This window comes from Streptomyces sp. NPDC048417, assembly GCF_040651615.1.
In the GTDB taxonomy this organism is placed as follows: domain Bacteria; phylum Actinomycetota; class Actinomycetes; order Streptomycetales; family Streptomycetaceae; genus Streptomyces.
This window is the reverse complement of the sequence record NZ_JBEZKI010000053.1, coordinates 1-17,316: the sequence shown is the minus strand read 5'-3', so window position 1 is coordinate 17,316 and position 17,316 is coordinate 1. Positions and strand designations below refer to the sequence as shown.

The following is a 17,316-nucleotide window of genomic DNA, read 5'->3' as shown; positions in this document are numbered from 1 at the left end:
CAAGTGGCCTCGCCGTCCCACGACTTTGTGAAATTATTCACCCACCCTCTTGGCCCCGCGTGGTGATCGATGCTGGAATGCGGCCACCACTCAACTGCTCGACGGCGTGCAAGGGGAGGGCAACGTGGCGTACTCCGCCATGTCTGGGAACGGAACGAACGCCGGTGACGATCCGCTCCAGACCGCGGTATGGCGGCTGCGCTCGCGGGCCTGCTGGGCCGACGCGGCGGCACTGCTGCCGGCGGACACGCCGACGTCCTCCCTGCAACGGGCGGGGCTGATGGTCGAACGGTGTCTGTACACCGAGGGCGGCTGGGGAGAGGCGGAGGACGCGCTGCGGACGGCGGAGGCGGTGGCCCGCACCGACGAGGAACGGGGCGCCGCCGCGTGCGAGCGCGGCCAACTCGCCTACGCGGCCACGCTGCACGGGGTGCGGGACCGGGCCGACGAGGCGCGGGCCGCGCTCGGCAGAGCGGCCGCGCTGATCCCTCCGGGGGCGCCGGGACGGGCCCTCCTCGACTTCCGCCGGGGCCTGCTGGCGGAGAACCTGACCCGCTCCCCGCAGGCGGCGCGGGCGGCCTACCGCCGGGCCCACGCGGCCGCCACCACCCACGCCGACCCGCTGCTGCTCTCCTTCACCTGGCGGCATCTGGCCGGACTGGCGCTGCGGGAGGGGGAGTTGGCGGAGGCCCGGCACGGCTTCGCGGAGTCCCTGCGGATCAGGGAGGAGCTGGGCTACCTGGTGGGCACGGCACCGGCACTCGCGTCCCTGGCCGACACGGAGACCGAGCCGGAGGCGTCGCGGCTACGGGAGGAGGCGGGCCGGCTCTTCCGCCTCCTGGGCGGCGTCCCGACCTGGCTGGCAAGCCAGCTGACGCCGCCCGCCCCGGGAGCGGCGACCGCCTGAGACGCGCCTCAGAGAAAACTGAGAGTTTGCTGTGCCAGGCTGACGCGCCCCGATCCCCTCAGGAGCGCTTTGCCATGAGCACCGTCAACGGCCTGCCGGCCCATGTCCTGCTGGTCCACATCGTCGTCGTCCTGGTCCCGCTGACCGCCCTCGCCCTGGTGGCCGCCGCGCTGTGGCCGCGGGCCGCCCGGCGGCTGGGCGTACTGCTGCCCGCGCTCGCCCTGGTCGCCCTGGTCAGCGTGCCGCTGGCGACCCAAGCCGGCGAGTGGCTGGAGCGGCACGTCACCGAGGACACCCTGGTCCGCCGCCACACCGAACTGGGTGACGGACTGCTGCCGTGGGCGCTGGGTCTGTTCGTGCTGGCCACGGTCGTGTGGTGGGCGACGCGGCGCACCCGGGAGGAACAGACTCCCGGCAAGGGCGGCCGCTGGTCGACCCTCCCGGTGCGCATCGCGGTGGGCGTGCTGTCGGTGGCCGTGGGCGTCGGCGCGGTGGTCGACGTCTACCGCATAGGCGACTCCGGCGCGAAGGCGGCCTGGCACGACGCGTACGACAAGACGGCACAGGGGAACTGACGCCACCCAAGCCGGGTGCGGGTCTGGGGCCCTGGGATTTCGCTCACCGGCGCCGGAAGGGCACCTCTCCCCGAGGGGACCCCCAGCGCCCACGCGTGCCGCCGCGGCTATGACGTGCCTCGCGCGGCGCACGGGGAACTGCGCGACCAGCCGCGACGCACCCGCACCCGGCAACCGATCCGCACCTCCACGGCGGTCCCCCGGCACCCACCACATCCCGACACCCGGCCGCCACCCCTACGGCAGGCCGCCGCGCAAACGCCCTCCCCCGCTCAGCCCGCGGCAGCGAAATGCCCGGCCACCAACCTGCGCACGGCATCCAGCTCCCCCGCGATCAACGCCTCCAGCAGCGCCGCATGCTCCGCCGCGTCCGACATCAGGTCGGCGCGGGCCCCGCGCAGCGGAACCGCACGGCGGTGCAGGTCCTCCGCGATCTGTACCAGCTGTTCATTGCCCGCGAGGGCCAGCACCGCCCGGTGGAACGCCTGGTCGGCCTCCGCGTACGTCACCCGGCATCCCGTCGCCGCCGCCCGCACCGACTCCTCGGCGAGCGGCCGCAACGCGGCCCACCGCTCACCCGGCACGCTGCGCGCCAGCCGCAGCATCACCGGCACCTCGATCAGCGCCCGCACCTCGGCCAGTTCCGCGAGCTCGCGAGCGCCCCGCTCCACGACCCGGAACCCGCGGTTGGGCACGACCTCGACCGCGCCCTCCAGCGCCAGCTGCTGCATCGCCTCACGCACCGGCGTCGCGGAGACCCCGAACCGCTCCCCCAGCACCGGCGCCGAGTACACCTCGCCGGGCGCCAGCTCCCCGCCGACCAGCGCCGTACGCAACGCGTCGAGGATCTGCCCGCGCACGGACGCCCGCTGCACTGCGGGCCTCGGCTGCGGGATCGGCCGCTCGCTGTGCGTGTGCTCGCCCCGCGCGGCCGGCGGGCCGACGGGGAAACCGGGCGCCTCCCGCACCGACTCCCCGGACCGTGACTGCGCCGGCACCCTGGCCGTCTCGGCGGGAGCCGCGTGCGCGCGCTGGTCCACGGGTCCTCCTCCGGCTCGTCGGCACTTGGGTCATTAACGGCGGGTTGTTACTTGTCCGTCAAGCACCTTAGGCGCACAAGGCGCTGGTTCAAATTTCCGAACGGGCGGGTAAGGTAAGGCTTACTTATCTGACGGTCGACCCTCACCCGATCGGCGGTAGCCCATGATCTCCCCCGTCTCCGCCTCCTACGCCCGCCTCACCGAGGTCTGCCCGGACCTGGCGGTCACGGAGCTGGGGCCGGGCGACGCGGCACCCCGGGGCGGCGACTGGGTCGGCGCCGCCGAGCTGGCGGCGGGCGGGGCCGGTCTGGACACCTTCCTGGCCTGGGACGAGGACCAGATCCTGCGCGACGAGGGAAAGCCGGCCCGCCCCGACGTGGTCGCGACCTTCGGCCTGCACCGCTACGGCTGGGCCGCCTGCCTCCTGATCACCCTCCCCTGGTTCCTGGACCGCCGGGTCCCCCGCCTCCCCGCGACCGATGTGTCGTACGACCGGACGGCGGGCCGGATGGCCGTGCGCGTCGCCTCGTTCGCCTGCCTCCCCGGCGACCCGGCGGCGGCGCTGCCCGGCGCGGTCGTCGTGGCCGACGAGGAGGCACTGCGGGCCGAGGTGCGGGCGGCCGTCGCCGAGCACCTGGAACCGGTCCTCGGCGGCTTCGGACCGCGGATGCGGCGACGCGGGCGCGCCCTGTGGGGCATGGCGACCGACGAGGTCGTCGAGGGACTCTGGTACATCGCCGGACTGCTCGGGGACGAGGCACGGGTCGTACGCGAACTCGAACAGCTCCTCCCAGGCGCCACCAAGCCGTACGTCGGCTCGGCCGCCTTCCGGGTACTGACCGGCCCGGCGGGCGAGCCGCTGCCGACCCGGGACCGGGCGAGCTGCTGCATGTACTACACGCTCCGCCCCGCGGACACCTGCGCCACCTGCCCGCGGACCTGCGACGACGAACGGATCGTCAAACTCACGGCGGCCGCAGCGGCCTGAGGCACCCTCAGGCGTTCCCGCGGCGTCGAGCACCCCACGGGATCCACTAAGATCACCAAGTGCGGGATCACCCTTGCGCCGACAGGGAATTCACAACTTCCTCACTTGCCGCAGGAACTTTCCGAGGAACCACCCGTATGGGTACTCTTACTCGAACTCAACTCCCGCCCCTCACGCGGCAGTTCGAGCAGAATGCCGCCTGGGGCAATCCCTTGCACTTCCTTGGCGGCCTCTTGCCCCGAAACCCCCTGAGGGCCGGTGGGATTGGGCCACTATGGCGGGCGATACGCCCTATCCCAATGCAAGGGACCCCTAGATGAGACTGACCGACATATCGCTGAACTGGCTGCTTCCTGGCGCCGTACTGCTCCTGGGCATGCTGGTCGCGGTAACGGTGCTGACGCGCTCCAAGCGGTCCGGCGGGGAGCACGCGAAGGACGACTCGTGGGAGCGTAGCGAGGAGCGTCGCAGGCGCAAGGAAGCCATATACGGCACCGTCTCCTACGCGCTCCTGTTCTGCTCCGCGGCGGTGGCCGCGGCCCTCTCGTTCCGCGGTCTGGTCGGCTTCGGCCAGCAGAACCTCGGCCTCTCCGACGGCTGGGAGTACCTGGTCCCGTTCGGCCTGGACGGCGCGGCGATGTTCTCCTCCGTCCTCGCGGTGCGCGAGGCGAGCCACGGTGACGCGGCCCTCGGCTCCCGGATACTCGTGTGGACGTTCGCCGGCGCCGCGGCCTGGTTCAACTGGGTGCACGCGCCCAGGGGCGTCGACCACGCGGGCGCTCCCCAGTTCTTCGCCGGCATGTCGCTCTCCGCGGCCGTCCTCTTCGACCGCGCGCTGAAGCAGACCCGCAAGGCCGCCCTGCGGGAGCAGGGCCTGGTGCCGCGCCCGCTGCCGCAGATCCGTATCGTCCGCTGGCTGCGGGCCCCCATCGAGACCTACAGGGCCTGGTCGCTGATGCTCCTGGAGGGCGTGCGCAGCCTGGACGAGGCGGTCGACGAGGTGCGCGAGGACAAGCGGCAGAAGGAGACGAACCGGCTGCGCCGCCGCGAGCAGGACCGTCTGGAGCGGGCCCAGCTCAAGGCCATCAGCCGGGGTCACCGGGGCTTCGTCGGACGCGGCCGGCAGGACGAGGTGCACCAGGTCGAGCGCGCCTCCCAGCCCACTGCGGAGCCTGCCATATCGGCGCCGGAGCAGCTGCCCGTACGCCAGCGGCCCTCCCTCCAGCCCGTCCGCAAAGGGTCTGACCCGATCACCGTCGACCTGACCGCGGAGGACGACACAATGGCGCTGCCGCGCCTCGACTCCCTGGAGCGCAAGCTCAAGGACCTTGAGCAGCAGTTCGGTTGATCATCGCTGCCGGACGGCACCTCGGGACGGGGGCGTGACCTTCAGGGTCACGCCCCCGTCCCGTGGTGCGCAGGCGCCGTCAGGCGGCGTCCGCGTCCAGTTCGAACCACACCGACTTGCCCACCTCGTGCGGCTGGACGCCCCAGGCGTCCGCGAGGGAGTCGACCAGGACCAGGCCCCGGCCGTGGGTGCCGTCCCCGGTGTCCGGGGCACACACGCGCGGCCGACGGCCCACGAAGTCCCGTACCTCCACACGTAGTTGACCGGGTCCCACGACGGCCGTCAGCACGGCCTCGCGGTCGGTGTGGACGAGAGCGTTGGTGACGAGTTCACTGGTGAGCAGTTCCGCGATCTCCGAGCGGCCCGGTTTCCCCCAGTGACGTAGCAGTTCGCGCAGCTCCCGGCGCGCCTCGGGCACCGCCCGCAGATCCGACCGCCCCAGCCGCCGCCTGAGCTGGGACGGGTGCCCCCGTTCCGTCGTGTCGGTCTCTTCCCCCGCCGTCTGCGCCGAGGAGGCCCCGATGGCCACGGGACCGCCCCCTCGTGCCTGACTGTTCATGACCCCCGCCCGCACGTTGTTGCCGGATCCCCTCCTGATCGAACACGTTCACGGGGATCCATGCCCGCTCGGGCACGGGCCAGTCATGTCACGCCGATGACGACCGGGTGTTCGGCCATGTCCTGAACCGGCCCCGGCCCGTACGTCGCCTCCCGGACCGTCCCGTACGCGCCAACGGTGCCGGGGACCCGGCGTGAAACAGCCCCTCGCACAACCCCCCGAGCTGATTCACGCGGTCCACGGCACCGACGAACCTGGCCGAAACCTACCCTTCCGCCTACTTGCCCCCGAGGCCCTTGGTGCCGATGTGAATGATCTTGTGGGAGCCCCGGCTCATGTCGACGAACAGCTTCGTGGTCGTGTCGCGGCTCCAGGTGAGGGTGATGACGGCCTCGGTGCGGTTCTTCGCCGTGCCGTTGTCGGTGACCTTCCACTTGAGCGGGGTGTTCTGGGCCTGCAGCACCCCGTCGGCGTGCTCCCGGTCCTCCCAGGCCTGCAGCTGCTTCAGGTAGGTCGGGGCGATGTAGTAGGCACGCAGCGCGGTCGGCAGGTCGCCGCTTCCGTCCGGGTCGCTCTCGGCGTCGATGTAGGCGCCGTAGAAGTCGGCGATCCGGGTGAGGTTGTCGGACGGGGCGCCGCCGACGCTGCGCGGCGCGCCGGCCGAGGCCTGGGCGGTGACGCCGAGCCCGAGGGCCACGGCGAGCACGCCGGCGGTGAGGACGGTGCGGGTCTTGGTGCTCATGTCTGATTCCCCGTTTTCTGTGCTTGGTCTTCTGTGCTTGGTTTTTGTGCTTGTTTTCCGTGCTTGTCCTGCGTACTTGGTCGGTACGTGGTGGCCGTCGGGGCCGTCCTCCCCTCCCCCGAGCGGGAGGACGGCCCCCGTCTGTCAGTGGAGCTTGTTCACGGCCGTGGTGGTCGTCTTCTTGAACGCCTTCACCGGCGCGTCCTGGAAGCCGCCCAGCTGCCCCCAGTCCACGACCGTCACGGTGCTCCCCTCCCGGCCGAGCGACAGCAGCCGGATGTCGCTGGCGCCCCAGGAGGTCTCGGTGTGCAGGGCGTAGACATGGGCGCCGTCCCCGACGGGCAGGTCGCCGTGGTCCTGGAAGGCGGCCCAGGTCTCCGGGTCCTCCATCTCGATCCGGTCCGCGCAGGACACGATGTCCTCGTCCAGCTTCGCGACCCGGCCCTTCGCCGCGCTGACACTGGGCAGTTCGACGCTGACCTGACGGGCGCTGGTGTCGAGATCGGTCCGGAACTCCCGGTACCAGGTGTTCTGTCCGCCGCCGAGGGCGATGCCCAGGCAGGTGTCCTGCTTGACCGCCTCCGGCACGCCCGCGGTGACCTTGCCGGCCGTCCACGACGAGCTCGGGTGCGGCGGCAGGTCGGCCGCCGCGAGGAAGCCGGGCGCCTTCGGAGCGGCCGCCGCCGGGACGGCGAGCGTGGTGCCTACGGCCAGTGCGGCGCCGGCGAGTACGGTGAGCGCGCCTGCTCGGGTGCGCTTGGGCATGGGTGGTCCCCCGTTGGATCGGTGCATGGGTGTGGGATGCCGCGGACGGCGCCGGCTGGTCGGTCCGGCCCTGGTCGGTCCGGCCCTGGTCGGTCCGGCCCTGGTCGGTGCGACACCAGAAGCATCGGCGGTCACCTGCGGCAACCGCAACGGCAACCGCCCGTTCCGCTGCCCTGGAACCATCCCAGCCCCGCTGACGTGCAGGTATATGAGTGCCTGGGATACGGACGACCGGGGGAAGGTACCTGTGCGCGAGGACGTCGAGGAGTTCGCGGCGCTGCTGCGGCAGTTGAAGGACCGTACGGACCGGAGCTACGGCTCCCTGGCCCGCCGCCTGAACATGAACACCTCCACCCTGCATCGCTACTGCGCGGGCGAGGCGGTGCCGCTGGACTTCGCTCCGGTCGAACGCCTGGCCGCGTTCTGCGGGGCGACTCCGCAGGAACGGCTCGAACTCCACGAGCGCTGGTTACGGGCGGTCGCGGCACGGCAGCGACCGCGGACGGCGGAGGACACCGGGGCCCCGGACCCCGAACCGACGGCTCCGGAGGCCTCGGAGCGGACCGAAGCGGAACCGGAAGCCCCGGAAGCCCCGGCCGAGAACGCAGACGACCCGGTACCGCGGTCCGGGCCCACGCCCCGCCCCTGGTACCGCCGTCGCCGCACCCTGGTCGGCTCGGCCGTGGCCGTCGTTCTCCTGGTGACGCTGGGCAGCCTGATCGCCCCCTCGGACGACCGGCCGCCCGCCGGCGCCTCGGTCCGGTCCCCCGGTTCCTCCCCCACGACCGCCGCCGGCGACGCCCGGCGCCACGACCCCACACCCACCGGCCCGACACCGCACGACTCCGGCGCGCCCGGCCGCCGCTCGCCGTCCCCCTCACCGGGCGGCACCAAGACCTTCTCCTCCGCCGCCGCCCCGAGCACGCCCACCACCCCCGCCCCGACCGCCGTCCCGCTCGCCTGGACCGCCAGCTCCCAGGTCTGGGAGCTGGGCTGCGACCACGACTACGTCATCGACAAGCAGCCGGCGCAGGTCCCGCCGCCGCCCGTCCCGCAGGACGCCGGCACCTGGGCGGCCACCCAGAACGCAGTGCACGGCCACGACACGATCGTCCAGATCTCGGTACAGGGCCGTTCGTCCACGGCCGTCGTCCTGGAGGACCTGCGGGTGCGGGTCGTCGGCCGGGCCACGCCCGCACCCGGTATCGCCTACTCCATGGCCGACGGCTGCGGCGGCGGGCTCACCCCGCGCTACTTCGACGTCGACCTGGACAAGGACCGTCCCCTCGCCCGCCCCGTGGCCGGCGAGGGCCCGGACGGGCAGACCGTCTCGACCATGCGGCTGCCCTACCGGGTCTCGTCCACTGACCCGGAGGTACTGCGCGTCAACGCGCGTACCGAGGGCTGCGACTGCCGCTGGTATCTCGAACTGGACTGGTCGTCACAGGGCCGCTCCGGCACGGTTCGGATCGACGACCACGGCCGGCCGTTCCGCACCAGCTCCATCAAGGGCCTGCCGCACTACTGGTACGGCTTCGTGAACGGCGTCCGCCAGTGGGTGCCGGTCGAGGGATGAGCCAGGGGGTGTCGTCCAGACCCCGCGCCGCGGGCACGATCCAGACGACAGCCCCTACGGCCTCGGCATGTTGCGCAGGTTGGAGCGGGCCATCTGGACCATCCGGCCCACGCCGCCGTCGAGGACCATCTTGGACGCGGAGAGCGCGAAGCCGGTGACCATGTCGGCCTTGATCTTCGGCGGGATGGACAGCGCGTTGGGGTCGGTGACGACGTCGACCAGGGCCGGACCCTTGTGCTTGAAGGCGTCCTTCAGCGCGCCGGCGAGCTGCCGGGGCTTCTCCACCCGCACCCCGTAGGCACCGCAGGCCTGGGCGACGGCGGCGAAGTCGGGGTTGACGTTGGTGGTGCCGTACGAGGGCAGGCCCGCGACCAGCATCTCCAACTCGACCATGCTGAGCGCCGAGTTGTTGAACAGCACGACCTTCACCGGCAGGTCGTACTGCACGAGCGTCAGGAAGTCGCCCATCAGCATGGCGAAGCCGCCGTCCCCGGACATCGACACGACCTGCCGCCGCCGGTCGGTGAACTGCGCGCCGATCGCCATCGGCAGCGCGTTGGCCATCGAGCCGTGCGAGAAGGAACCGATCACCCGGCGGCGGCCGTTGGGCGTGATGTACCGGGCGGCCCAGACGTTGCACATGCCGGTGTCGACCGTGAACACCGCGTCCTCGTCGGCGAGTTCGTCCAGTACGGAGGCCACGTACTCGGGGTGGATCGGGACGTGCTTCTCGACCTTCCGGGTGTACGCCTTCACCACCCCCTCCAGCGCGTCCGCGTGCTTCTTGAGCATCCGGTCGAGGAACCGCCGGTTCTCCTTGGTCCGCACCCGCGGCACCAGACAGCGCAGCGTCTCGCGCACATCGCCCCACACGGCGAGGTCGAGACGGGACCGCCGGCCCAGCACCTCGGGGCGTACGTCGACCTGGACGATCTGTACGTCGTCGGGGAGGAAGGCGTTGTACGGGAAGTCGGTGCCGAGCAGGATCAGCAGGTCGCACTCGTGGGTGGCCTCGTAGGCGGCGCCGTAGCCGAGCAGCCCGCTCATGCCGACGTCGTACGGGTTGTCGTACTGGATGTGCTCCTTGCCGCGCAGGGCGTGGCCCACCGGGGACTTGATCTTCCCGGCGAGTTCCATGACCTCCGTGTGCGCGCCGGCCGTGCCGCTGCCGCAGAACAGCGTCACCTTGTCCGCCGCGTCGATCATCGCGACCAGCTTGTCGAGTTCCTCGTCCCCGGGGCGGACGGTGGGCCGGGAGGTGACGATCGCGCTCTCGACGGGATGGTCCGGGGCGGGCTCGTCGGCGATGTCGCCCGGCAGGCTCACCACGCTCACCCCGCTGCGGCCGACCGCGTGCTGGATGGCGCTCTGGAGCAGCCGGGGCATCTGCTTGGGGCTGGAGATCAGCTCGCTGTAGTGGCTGCACTCCTGGAAGAGCCGGTCGGGGTGGGTCTCCTGGAAGTAGCCCAGGCCGATCTCACTGGAGGGGATCTGCGAGGCGAGGGCGAGCACCGAGGCCATCGAACGGTGGGCGTCGTACAGGCCGTTGATGAGGTGCAGGTTGCCCGGGCCGCAGGAGCCGGCGCAGGCCGCCAGCTTCCCGGTGACCTGGGCCTCCGCGCCGGCCGCGAAGGCGGCGGTCTCCTCGTGGCGGACGTGGATCCAGTCGATGGCGGAGTTGCGGCGGACGGCGTCGACCACCGGGTTGAGGCTGTCGCCGACGACGCCGTAGAGGCGGCGCACTCCGGCGCGGACGAGGATGTCGACGAACTGCTCGGCGACGTTCTGCTTGGCCATGGCGGACGGGTGCCCCTTCCCTGTGGGCGGATACCTCCCATCCACGCACAGGGACCGGCGTCACGCCTCCCAGACGACCGCCGCCGTACGGTCGTCGGCGTAGCCCTTCACCCGCACCTGGGCGTCCGCGAGGAACGCGGCGAGGCCCGGCGGGGTACGACCGGACCAGCGTCGGGCCAGGTAGGCACAGAGGGCGGGCTCGCCGCGCAGCGGGTCGGCGAGCCCGCCGCTGCACATCACCAGGGCGTCACCCGGGCGGGCTACCGAGGCCCGGAAGAGGAAGGGGTCGCGGGGCGGTTCGGGGGCCGGTTCGTAGGGGCTCGGCGGGGTCGGGATGCCGAGGTCCATGGTGAGCCGGTCGCCCTCCGGGGTCTCGGACGGCAGCGAACCGAAGCCGACCACGGCCTCACCGGCGGTGTCGCCGTCGACCTGCGGTTCGATGTCCTGCCACTCGCCGTCCCGGAGCCGGAACAGCCCGCCCTCCCCGACCCCGAAGAAGACCCGGGTACGGCACTGGGGGTGGGCGGGGACGAGCAGGCAGCGCAGGCTGGCCGCGTACTCCTCGGCGGCGACGCCCTGTTCGGCGGCGCTGGCGCGGAGTTTGCCGAGGCTTCGGTCGGTGAGCCGGTGCAGCCCGGACTTGAGGTCGCCGCGCCGGGCGGCCTGGATGTCCTCGGTGAGCCGCTGGTGGCTGCGGCCCACCGCCCGGGCGATCCACTCGCAGATCTCGGCGGCGGCCCGGTGGGCGCCGGGCGTGGCCCGGGCGCCGGTGGCCATCGCGACCAGGAGCAGGGCCTGGTCGCCGGCCCCGAACCGGGCGGTGAGCAGGGCGTCGCGGCGCGGCTCGCCCCGGTACCGGGCGGAGTCGCCGCGCTGGGAGACGGCCCGCAGGGTGCAGGTGCCGTAGCGGGCGCCGTCCAGCACGGTGTCGGAGACCAGGTCTTCGAGTTCGTCGGGGTCGGCGGCGGGCAGGGCGGTGGGTTCGGCGTCGTAGGTGGGCGGGCCGGAGCCGACGTAATCCACGGAGGAGACGGGGGCGGCGGCCGGGGCGGAGTGCGGCGGGAGCGTGGCCAGGTCGGGGCGGGTGGCGGGGTACGAGTCCGCCCAGGCGTCGTCGTCCGCCTCCAGGAACTCCTGGTCCTCCTCGTCCCACGGCCAGGGCCTCCGGGCGGTGGTGGTGTCCTCGCCCGGTGCCTCGGTGGGCGCGGCGGGCGCGCGTTGCGCGGGCACGGTCGGCGGAGTCGCCACGGTCGGCGGGGCTGTCGGGCCGGGCGACGGCACCCGAGCGGCCGGCGGGACCGGCGCGGCACCGGTCCCGGTCCCGGTCCCGCTCGGCTGCACCGGCACGGCCGGTGGGACCGGTGGGACCGGCTCGGCGCCCGGTTCCCCGGCGACGCCCCGCCGTCCCCGTCCCGCCACCGTGTTCTTCGCCGAGGCGAAGCGGTCGTCCAGGGAATCGGGTGCGGCCGTGGGGCCGGTGTCCTCGGTGGAGTCGTCGTACAACTGCCCCCACCAGTCGTCCTCATGACGGGTGGGCCTACCCCCTGGCTGGCTCATGCCCCTAATTGTCCACCGCAGGGGCCGGATGAAAACGGGGCATCAGGAAAATCCCCGCACACGACCCGATATCGAACGGCGCGTCGAGGGACGCGCTGGACACCCGTGCGAGGAAAGGGAGTCGACGACACGCCTGGGAGAGACGGTACGGACGGTACGGATGACACGTGTGAGTCGCCGGGTGGTCCCACCCCCCACGGGAGAACCACCCGGCGACACCGGAGTGACCCGGCCCCAGATCCCCTACGCACGCGCGTCATGGGCCCGGGTCACCGTTCGCACGGCCGGACGCGGTGGCGTCGGCCGGAGGCCAGATTGTGACGGGTGTTCCTTGCGACCAGCTGTGAATCGCGGATCCGGATCCCCTGTGAAGGTGCCGCGCTGACGTGATCTTGGCAGAGTGACCGCCGGTACGGCGATGATGTGCGGCGGCGGGTTTGCGCCGTGGCCGGTTCCCGCCACGGTGCCCGACTGCGAGGGAGGAACGCGGGTCGATGCTGACAGCGCTCGGTCTGGACGAGAGGGACGAGTCGGCGTACCGGACGCTGGTGTCCGTGGGCGCCGCCGAGGTGCCCGACCTGGCGCGGCGGCTGACGCTGGCCGAGCCGGACACCGAGCGCGCGCTGCGCCGGCTGGAGCGGCACGGCCTCGCGGCCCAGTCCTCGGGCCGGCCGGGCCGCTGGGTGGCGGCGCCGCCCGGGGTGGCGCTGGGCGCGCTGCTCACGCAGCAGCGGCACGAGCTGGAGAAGGCGGAGCTGGCGGCGGCGCTGCTGGCCGAGGAGTACCGGGCGGCGGCCGCCGAACCGGCGGTGCACGACCTGGTGGAGGTGGTGACCGGCGCCCCGGCCGTTGCCCAGCGGTTCCTCCAGCTCCAGCTGGGCGCCGGCGACGAGGTGTGCGCGCTGGTCACCGGCAACCCGATGGTGGTCTCCGGGATGGAGAACGAGGCGGAGGAACAGGCCGCCGGACGGGGCGTGCGCTACCGGGTGGTGGTGGAGCGCGCGGTGCTCGACCTGCCGCACGGGATCACGGAGTTGACGGCGGCGCTGGGCCGGGACGAGCAGGTGCGGGTGGTGGACCGGGTCCCGACCAAACTGGTGGTGGCGGACCGCGCCCTCGCGATGGTCCCGCTCACCTCGCAGACCTCGGAGCCCGCCGCGGTGGTGGTGCACGCCAGCGGCCTGCTGGAGCTGCTGTCCGAACTGCTCGAGTCGGTGTGGCGGACCGCGCTGCCGCTCCGCCTCGGCACGTCCGGGGTGACCGAGGAACAGCCGGACGCCCCCGACGCCACCGATCTGGAGGTGCTGTCCCTGCTGCTGGCCGGGCTGACCGACGTGAGCGTGGCCAAACAGCTCGACCTGGGCCTGAGGACCGTGCAGCGCCGGGTGAAGCGGCTGATGGAGCTGGCCGGGGTGACGACCCGGCTGCAACTGGGCTGGCACGCCTACGAGCGGGGCTGGGTGGCCCGGGACTGACCCGCACGGCACTCTGGGCAGATGGGAGCAGGGGAACTCCTGCTGGTCGGCCTGGTGCTGGTGCTCGGCCTGTGCGGAGTACTGGTGCCCGGTGTGCCGGGTTCGTGGCTGGTGTGGGCCGCGGTGCTGTGGTGGGCGCTGTACGACCCGCGTCCGGTGGCCTGGACGGTCCTGGTCGGCGCCTCGGTCGTCCTCCTGCTCACCCAGGTGGTCCGCTGGACCCTGCCGCCGCGCCGGCTGCGGGCGAGCGGCGCCACCCCCCGCATGGGCGTGTACGCCGGTACCGGCGCCGTCCTCGGCTTCGTGCTGCTCCCCGTGGTCGGCGCGATCCCCGGTTTCATGGCCGGGATCTACCTGCACGAGCGCCTCCGCCTCGGCCGCCACGCGGAGGCGGCGTCCGCGCTGCGCGCGACGATGGACGCGGGCGGCTCCAGCGTGCTGGCCGAGCTGTTCGCCTGCCTGCTGATCACGGCGGGCTGGCTGGTGGCGGTGGCCTGGGGCGGCTGAGGGCTCAGAGCAGGTCGACGAGCCGCACGGCGGCGGCCAGGGCGCGCATGCCGGCGTCGTTGAAGTGCAGGTGGTCGCCGGGGTCGTAGGCGGGCCGGATCCGCCTCGGCTGCTCCGGGTCGCGGACGACGGCGTCGAAGTCGACGTACGCGTCGAAGACGTGCCGGGTGCGGATCAGCGCGTTGACCCGCTGCCGTACCGCCTCCCGGGCCTCGGTGTAGCCGCTGTACCCCTCATAGGGCGTGAGCGTCGCGCCGACGACCCGGATCCCGCGCGCATGGGCGCGGGCCACGATCGTCCGGTACGCGCGCACGAAGTCAGCGGGGTCGGTGGCCTCCGGGGTGCCCTTGATGTCGTTGATGCCTTCGAGGACGACCAGGGTCCGGACACCCGTCCGGGCCAGCCCGTCGGCGTCCAGCCGGTTCAGGGCGCCCGGTCCTCCGGTGCTGTCGAGCAGCAGCCGGTTGCCGGAGATCCCGGCGTTGAGGACGCCGATGCGGAAGGGGCGCAGCCGTTCCGCGAGGCGGTCGGGCCAGCGGTGGTTGGTGCCGAATGAGGAGCCGTTGCCGTCGGTGAGGGAGTCGCCGAAGGCGACCACGGTGCCGAGGGTCACGCTGCGCACGTCGACGCCGGTGACGTAGTACCAGTTGCCGGTGGTCCTGCTGTACGCGGCCCCGCCCTCGTCGGCGGCCCGGCCGGCGCCGTGCCTGGCGAGGTAGCTGGTCTGGAGCGCGACGCGGTGATAGGTGGCGGGACCGGAGTCGCCCGGGGTCTCGACCGTGACCAGCAGATCGGCGGCGGCCGGGGCGGCGAGGGACACGGGATCACTGACCAGGTCCTGCCCGACGGGTACGACCGCGGTGCCGGCGCCTCCGAAGGTGGCGCCCCGCATCGACCCGGGTACGGCGTCCGGGCCGGTGCCCTGACGCAGGGCGACGGTGACCGCGCCGAGGCGGAGCGGTGCGCTGCCGAGCCGGTTGCTGATCCGGACCCGTACGGCACTGCCTCCGACGCTCAGGTGAACGACATTGCGGTAGGCGGCGCCGGGCACGGCGGGTGCGGTACCGGACGGCGCGGCCTCCCAGCTCCCCGCCCAGAGCGAAGGGCCGGGCTCGGCACCGGCCCGCCCTGTCGTGCCCATCGCGATCAGCAGCGCCGCGCCGAGGACCCGCCCGACCTTGCCCATCCACGCCCGCCCTTCCTGAGGCCCACTGGAGGGGAAGGTGACATACGGATGCCGAGCGGGTCAGCAACTTGACCGGGGGACCACCCGGGTGGCGCAGCGCGAGCCGGGCGGAGCCGCGCCGTAGATCCGCGGGCCGCATCCCGGCCGCGGGTGGTGTGTGGTCGCTCGCGCAGTTCCCCGCGCCCCTGAAGGGGCGCCTCAGCCGCGGGTGCCTTGTCAGCTGACGTAGCTGCGGGCAGTCGTGCCTCCCCCAGTGCCTTGAGGGCCTGGGAGGTCCCCAGCCCTAACCCGCCGCCACCGCTCCCTCCAAGGTCAGCAGCCGGACCTTTCGCTCGAGTCCCCCCGCATACCCGGTCATCGACCCGTCCGCCCCGATCACCCGGTGACAAGGCCGCACGATCAGCAGCGGGTTGGCCCCGATCGCCCCGCCGACCGCCCGCACCGCCATCCTGGACGCCCCGATCCGCGCGGCGATCTCCCCGTACGTCGTCGTCCCGCCGTACGGAACGCCGTCCAGCGCACCCCACACCCGCTCCCGGAACTCGGTCCCGTGGGCGCTCAACTCCAGTTGGAATTCCTTCAGTTCACCGGCGAAGTAGGCGGCGAGCTGCTCCTCGGCCATCCGGAAGGGCCCCGCGTCCGCGAGCCACCCCGCCTCGACGCTCCGACCGCCCTTCTGCCCGGGGACGGACAGGGACGTCAACACCCCGTCCGTATCGGCCGTCAGGAGCAACTCCCCGACCGGCGAGGCCATCCGCGTCCAGTACGTGACACCCATCAGTTCCTCAGCTCTCCTTCCACCAGCAGATGCCGGACGGCGTACGACCGCCAGGGCCGCCAGTCGTCCGGTATGTCCAGGCCGGGCGCGGCCACGTCGGGGTCGCCGAGCGCGCGGACCCGGATCACGGCGACGACCGCCGGCTCCAGTCCGGGCAGGGCCCGCAGGGCGGCCTCCGCGTCCTCCCGGTCGGCGCCCGGGTCCAGCCGTACGGTGCCGTCCGCGAGCGCGGCGGCGAGCACGCCGAGGGTGCCATCCGGTTCGGCCTCGGCGAGCACGGCGACCTCCGGGAAGAGGTGGGTGAGGCTGCCGGAGGGCGCGTCCAGCACCTTGCCGTACCGCTGGACCAGCCGCTCGGCGCCGACGGTGCCGACCAGGGCCCGCACGGCGGCCTCGGCCGGATCCGCGGCGCCGGGTGAGCGCAGCCCCGGCCGCGCGGCGACCAGCGGAGCGAGCCGTGGGTCCTCGGCGAGCCGCTCGTCGACGGCGTACGGGTCGGCGTCGAGGTCGAACAGCCGACGCAGCCGCTGTACGGCGGTGGTCAGGTCACGTGGGTCGGTGAGGCGCAGCCGGGCGTCGAGCCAGCCGCCGGGATGGGCACCGCCGCCCGCGCCGGCCGTGGCACCGGTCCGTTCCTCGACGGCGACGACGGCATGGCCGTACGGCAGTCGCAGAGTGCGGCGGTAGGTGCGGACGCCGGGGGCGCCGGTGACCTCCTCCACGCCGGGTACGGCCTCGCGTTCCAGCAGGTCGAAGACGGGACCGGCCTGGTACGGGCCGCGGTGGGCGAGCCGCAGCGGGATCCCGGCGGCCGGGGAGCCGCGCCGGGCACCCCGGCCGCCGGGCGCCGCCTCGCGCAGTGCGCTCGGGGTCGTGGCGTAGACGGTGCGGACGGTGTCGTTGAACTGCCGCACGCTGGTGAATCCGCTCGCGAACGCGATCTCCGTGATCGGCAGCTCGGTGGTCTGGAGCAGCACGCGTGCGGTGTGGGCGCGCTGGGCCCGGGCGAGGGCGACCGGGCCGGCGCCGAGTTCGGCGGTGAGCTGCCGCTGCACCTGGCGGGCGCTGTAGCCGAGCCGGTCGGCGAGGCCGCCGACGCCTTCCCGGTCCACGATGCCGTCGCCGATCAGCCGCATGGCCCGGCCGACGACGTCGGCACGGGCGTTCCACTCGGCGGACCCGGGCACGGCGTCCGGGCGGCACCGGCGGCAGGCCCGGAAACCGGAGCCCTGCGCGGCGGCGGCGGTGCGGAAGAAGCGGACGTTGTGCCGCTTCGGGGTGACGGCGGGGCAGCTGGGACGGCAGTAGATGCCGGTGGTCCGCACGGCGAAGAAGAACGCACCGTCGAACCGCCCGTCCCGGCTGCGCACCGCCTCGTACCTGGTCTCTTCGTCCATCACCCTTCAAGTGTGGGCGATGAGCGGGGGTGCGGCTGGCGGGAATCGGACGGGGTGCTGGTCGGCCGGCGGCGCTGCAGCCGTCAGTACGCCACCCCCACCCCCTGTTTCACCGTCCC

The 17,316-nt window shown here is 73.2% G+C and carries 16 protein-coding genes; 7 read left to right on the top strand and 9 right to left on the bottom strand.

The window, feature by feature from the left end; translation table 11 throughout:
* Window positions 1-139 precede the first annotated feature (139 nt).
* Together AB0D59_RS48405 and AB0D59_RS48400 are read left to right on the top strand one after the other, a co-directional pair.
* The gene (locus AB0D59_RS48405) at window positions 140-907 is read left to right on the top strand and encodes a hypothetical protein (protein ID WP_362578717.1); all 768 of its coding nucleotides are present in this window, start codon (window positions 140-142) and stop codon (window positions 905-907) included.
* Between the two features lie 74 nt (window positions 908-981).
* A complete protein-coding gene (locus tag AB0D59_RS48400) occupies window positions 982-1,482 on the top strand; it encodes a DUF2231 domain-containing protein (RefSeq protein WP_362578714.1) in 501 nt (166 codons plus the stop codon).
* Between the two features lie 272 nt (window positions 1,483-1,754).
* Here the strand turns inward: AB0D59_RS48400 and AB0D59_RS48395 are convergent, their stop codons facing one another.
* The gene (locus AB0D59_RS48395; protein ID WP_362578711.1) at window positions 1,755-2,522 is read right to left on the bottom strand and encodes a GntR family transcriptional regulator; all 768 of its coding nucleotides are present in this window, start codon (window positions 2,520-2,522) and stop codon (window positions 1,755-1,757) included.
* Between the two features lie 163 nt (window positions 2,523-2,685).
* Here AB0D59_RS48395 and AB0D59_RS48390 point away from each other — a divergent pair, with 163 nt between their 5' ends.
* Both AB0D59_RS48390 and AB0D59_RS48385 read left to right on the top strand, forming a co-directional pair.
* Window positions 2,686-3,510, top strand: a complete 825-nt coding sequence (locus AB0D59_RS48390) for a (2Fe-2S)-binding protein (protein WP_362578708.1) — start codon at window positions 2,686-2,688, stop codon at window positions 3,508-3,510.
* Between the two features lie 316 nt (window positions 3,511-3,826).
* Window positions 3,827-4,858 (top strand): DUF2637 domain-containing protein, encoded by a 1,032-nt coding sequence (locus tag AB0D59_RS48385; protein WP_362578705.1) that lies wholly within the window; start codon window positions 3,827-3,829, stop codon window positions 4,856-4,858.
* A gap of 79 nt (window positions 4,859-4,937) precedes the next feature.
* Here the strand turns inward: AB0D59_RS48385 and AB0D59_RS48380 are convergent, their stop codons facing one another.
* The 3 genes from AB0D59_RS48380 to AB0D59_RS48370 all read right to left on the bottom strand — a co-directional run bounded on the left by AB0D59_RS48380 (window position 4,938) and on the right by AB0D59_RS48370 (window position 6,924).
* The gene (locus AB0D59_RS48380) at window positions 4,938-5,387 is read right to left on the bottom strand and encodes an ATP-binding protein (protein WP_351697492.1); all 450 of its coding nucleotides are present in this window, start codon (window positions 5,385-5,387) and stop codon (window positions 4,938-4,940) included.
* 307 nt (window positions 5,388-5,694) lie between these two features.
* Complete coding sequence (locus AB0D59_RS48375) at window positions 5,695-6,159, bottom strand: hypothetical protein (RefSeq protein ID WP_362578702.1); 465 nt, start codon at window positions 6,157-6,159, stop codon at window positions 5,695-5,697.
* Between the two features lie 144 nt (window positions 6,160-6,303).
* A complete protein-coding gene (locus AB0D59_RS48370; RefSeq protein ID WP_362578699.1) occupies window positions 6,304-6,924 on the bottom strand; it encodes a hypothetical protein in 621 nt (206 codons plus the stop codon).
* A gap of 208 nt (window positions 6,925-7,132) precedes the next feature.
* On the opposite strand from AB0D59_RS48370, the gene AB0D59_RS48365 reads away from it, so the two are divergent.
* The gene (locus AB0D59_RS48365; RefSeq protein WP_362578696.1) at window positions 7,133-8,500 is read left to right on the top strand and encodes a helix-turn-helix domain-containing protein; all 1,368 of its coding nucleotides are present in this window, start codon (window positions 7,133-7,135) and stop codon (window positions 8,498-8,500) included.
* 54 nt (window positions 8,501-8,554) lie between these two features.
* Here the strand turns inward: AB0D59_RS48365 and AB0D59_RS48360 are convergent, their stop codons facing one another.
* Together AB0D59_RS48360 and AB0D59_RS48355 are read right to left on the bottom strand one after the other, a co-directional pair.
* Window positions 8,555-10,297, bottom strand: coding sequence for a pyruvate dehydrogenase (locus AB0D59_RS48360; RefSeq protein WP_362578693.1), 1,743 nt, complete (start codon window positions 10,295-10,297; stop codon window positions 8,555-8,557).
* A gap of 60 nt (window positions 10,298-10,357) precedes the next feature.
* The gene (locus AB0D59_RS48355; RefSeq protein ID WP_362578690.1) at window positions 10,358-11,854 is read right to left on the bottom strand and encodes a protein phosphatase 2C domain-containing protein; all 1,497 of its coding nucleotides are present in this window, start codon (window positions 11,852-11,854) and stop codon (window positions 10,358-10,360) included.
* A gap of 494 nt (window positions 11,855-12,348) precedes the next feature.
* Between AB0D59_RS48355 and AB0D59_RS48350 the strand changes: the two genes are divergently transcribed.
* Together AB0D59_RS48350 and AB0D59_RS48345 are read left to right on the top strand one after the other, a co-directional pair.
* Window positions 12,349-13,329, top strand: coding sequence for a helix-turn-helix domain-containing protein (locus AB0D59_RS48350; protein ID WP_362578687.1), 981 nt, complete (start codon window positions 12,349-12,351; stop codon window positions 13,327-13,329).
* A gap of 21 nt (window positions 13,330-13,350) precedes the next feature.
* A complete protein-coding gene (locus tag AB0D59_RS48345; protein WP_362578684.1) occupies window positions 13,351-13,836 on the top strand; it encodes a DUF456 domain-containing protein in 486 nt (161 codons plus the stop codon).
* A gap of 4 nt (window positions 13,837-13,840) precedes the next feature.
* Here the strand turns inward: AB0D59_RS48345 and AB0D59_RS48340 are convergent, their stop codons facing one another.
* From AB0D59_RS48340 to AB0D59_RS48330, 3 genes are all read right to left on the bottom strand, one after another.
* Complete coding sequence (locus AB0D59_RS48340) at window positions 13,841-15,022, bottom strand: SGNH/GDSL hydrolase family protein (RefSeq protein WP_362578681.1); 1,182 nt, start codon at window positions 15,020-15,022, stop codon at window positions 13,841-13,843.
* 283 nt (window positions 15,023-15,305) lie between these two features.
* Window positions 15,306-15,800, bottom strand: coding sequence for a methylated-DNA--[protein]-cysteine S-methyltransferase (locus AB0D59_RS48335; protein ID WP_362578679.1), 495 nt, complete (start codon window positions 15,798-15,800; stop codon window positions 15,306-15,308).
* Window positions 15,800-17,197: an AlkA N-terminal domain-containing protein gene (locus AB0D59_RS48330; protein ID WP_362578676.1), complete on the bottom strand. Its 1,398-nt coding sequence runs from the start codon at window positions 17,195-17,197 to the stop codon at window positions 15,800-15,802. The genes AB0D59_RS48335 and AB0D59_RS48330 overlap by 1 nt, the downstream gene beginning before the upstream one ends.
* Between the last annotated feature and the right edge of the window lie 119 nt (window positions 17,198-17,316).

What these genes read in the sequence shown, in the direction of transcription:
- AB0D59_RS48335 (WP_362578679.1), bottom strand. Translation starts at nt 15,800, where the DNA reads ATGGGTGTCACGTACTGGACGCGGATGGCCTCGCCGGTCGGGGAGTTG.
- AB0D59_RS48385 (WP_362578705.1), top strand. Translation starts at nt 3,827, where the DNA reads ATGAGACTGACCGACATATCGCTGAACTGGCTGCTTCCTGGCGCCGTA.
- AB0D59_RS48340 (WP_362578681.1), bottom strand. Translation starts at nt 15,022, where the DNA reads ATGGGCAAGGTCGGGCGGGTCCTCGGCGCGGCGCTGCTGATCGCGATG.
- AB0D59_RS48345 (WP_362578684.1), top strand. Translation starts at nt 13,351, where the DNA reads ATGGGAGCAGGGGAACTCCTGCTGGTCGGCCTGGTGCTGGTGCTCGGC.
- AB0D59_RS48355 (WP_362578690.1), bottom strand. Translation starts at nt 11,854, where the DNA reads ATGAGCCAGCCAGGGGGTAGGCCCACCCGTCATGAGGACGACTGGTGG.
- AB0D59_RS48360 (WP_362578693.1), bottom strand. Translation starts at nt 10,297, where the DNA reads ATGGCCAAGCAGAACGTCGCCGAGCAGTTCGTCGACATCCTCGTCCGC.
- AB0D59_RS48370 (WP_362578699.1), bottom strand. Translation starts at nt 6,924, where the DNA reads ATGCCCAAGCGCACCCGAGCAGGCGCGCTCACCGTACTCGCCGGCGCC.
- AB0D59_RS48365 (WP_362578696.1), top strand. Translation starts at nt 7,133, where the DNA reads ATGAGTGCCTGGGATACGGACGACCGGGGGAAGGTACCTGTGCGCGAG.
- AB0D59_RS48375 (WP_362578702.1), bottom strand. Translation starts at nt 6,159, where the DNA reads ATGAGCACCAAGACCCGCACCGTCCTCACCGCCGGCGTGCTCGCCGTG.
- AB0D59_RS48330 (WP_362578676.1), bottom strand. Translation starts at nt 17,197, where the DNA reads ATGGACGAAGAGACCAGGTACGAGGCGGTGCGCAGCCGGGACGGGCGG.
- AB0D59_RS48350 (WP_362578687.1), top strand. Translation starts at nt 12,349, where the DNA reads ATGCTGACAGCGCTCGGTCTGGACGAGAGGGACGAGTCGGCGTACCGG.
- AB0D59_RS48390 (WP_362578708.1), top strand. Translation starts at nt 2,686, where the DNA reads ATGATCTCCCCCGTCTCCGCCTCCTACGCCCGCCTCACCGAGGTCTGC.
- AB0D59_RS48400 (WP_362578714.1), top strand. Translation starts at nt 982, where the DNA reads ATGAGCACCGTCAACGGCCTGCCGGCCCATGTCCTGCTGGTCCACATC.
- AB0D59_RS48405 (WP_362578717.1), top strand. Translation starts at nt 140, where the DNA reads ATGTCTGGGAACGGAACGAACGCCGGTGACGATCCGCTCCAGACCGCG.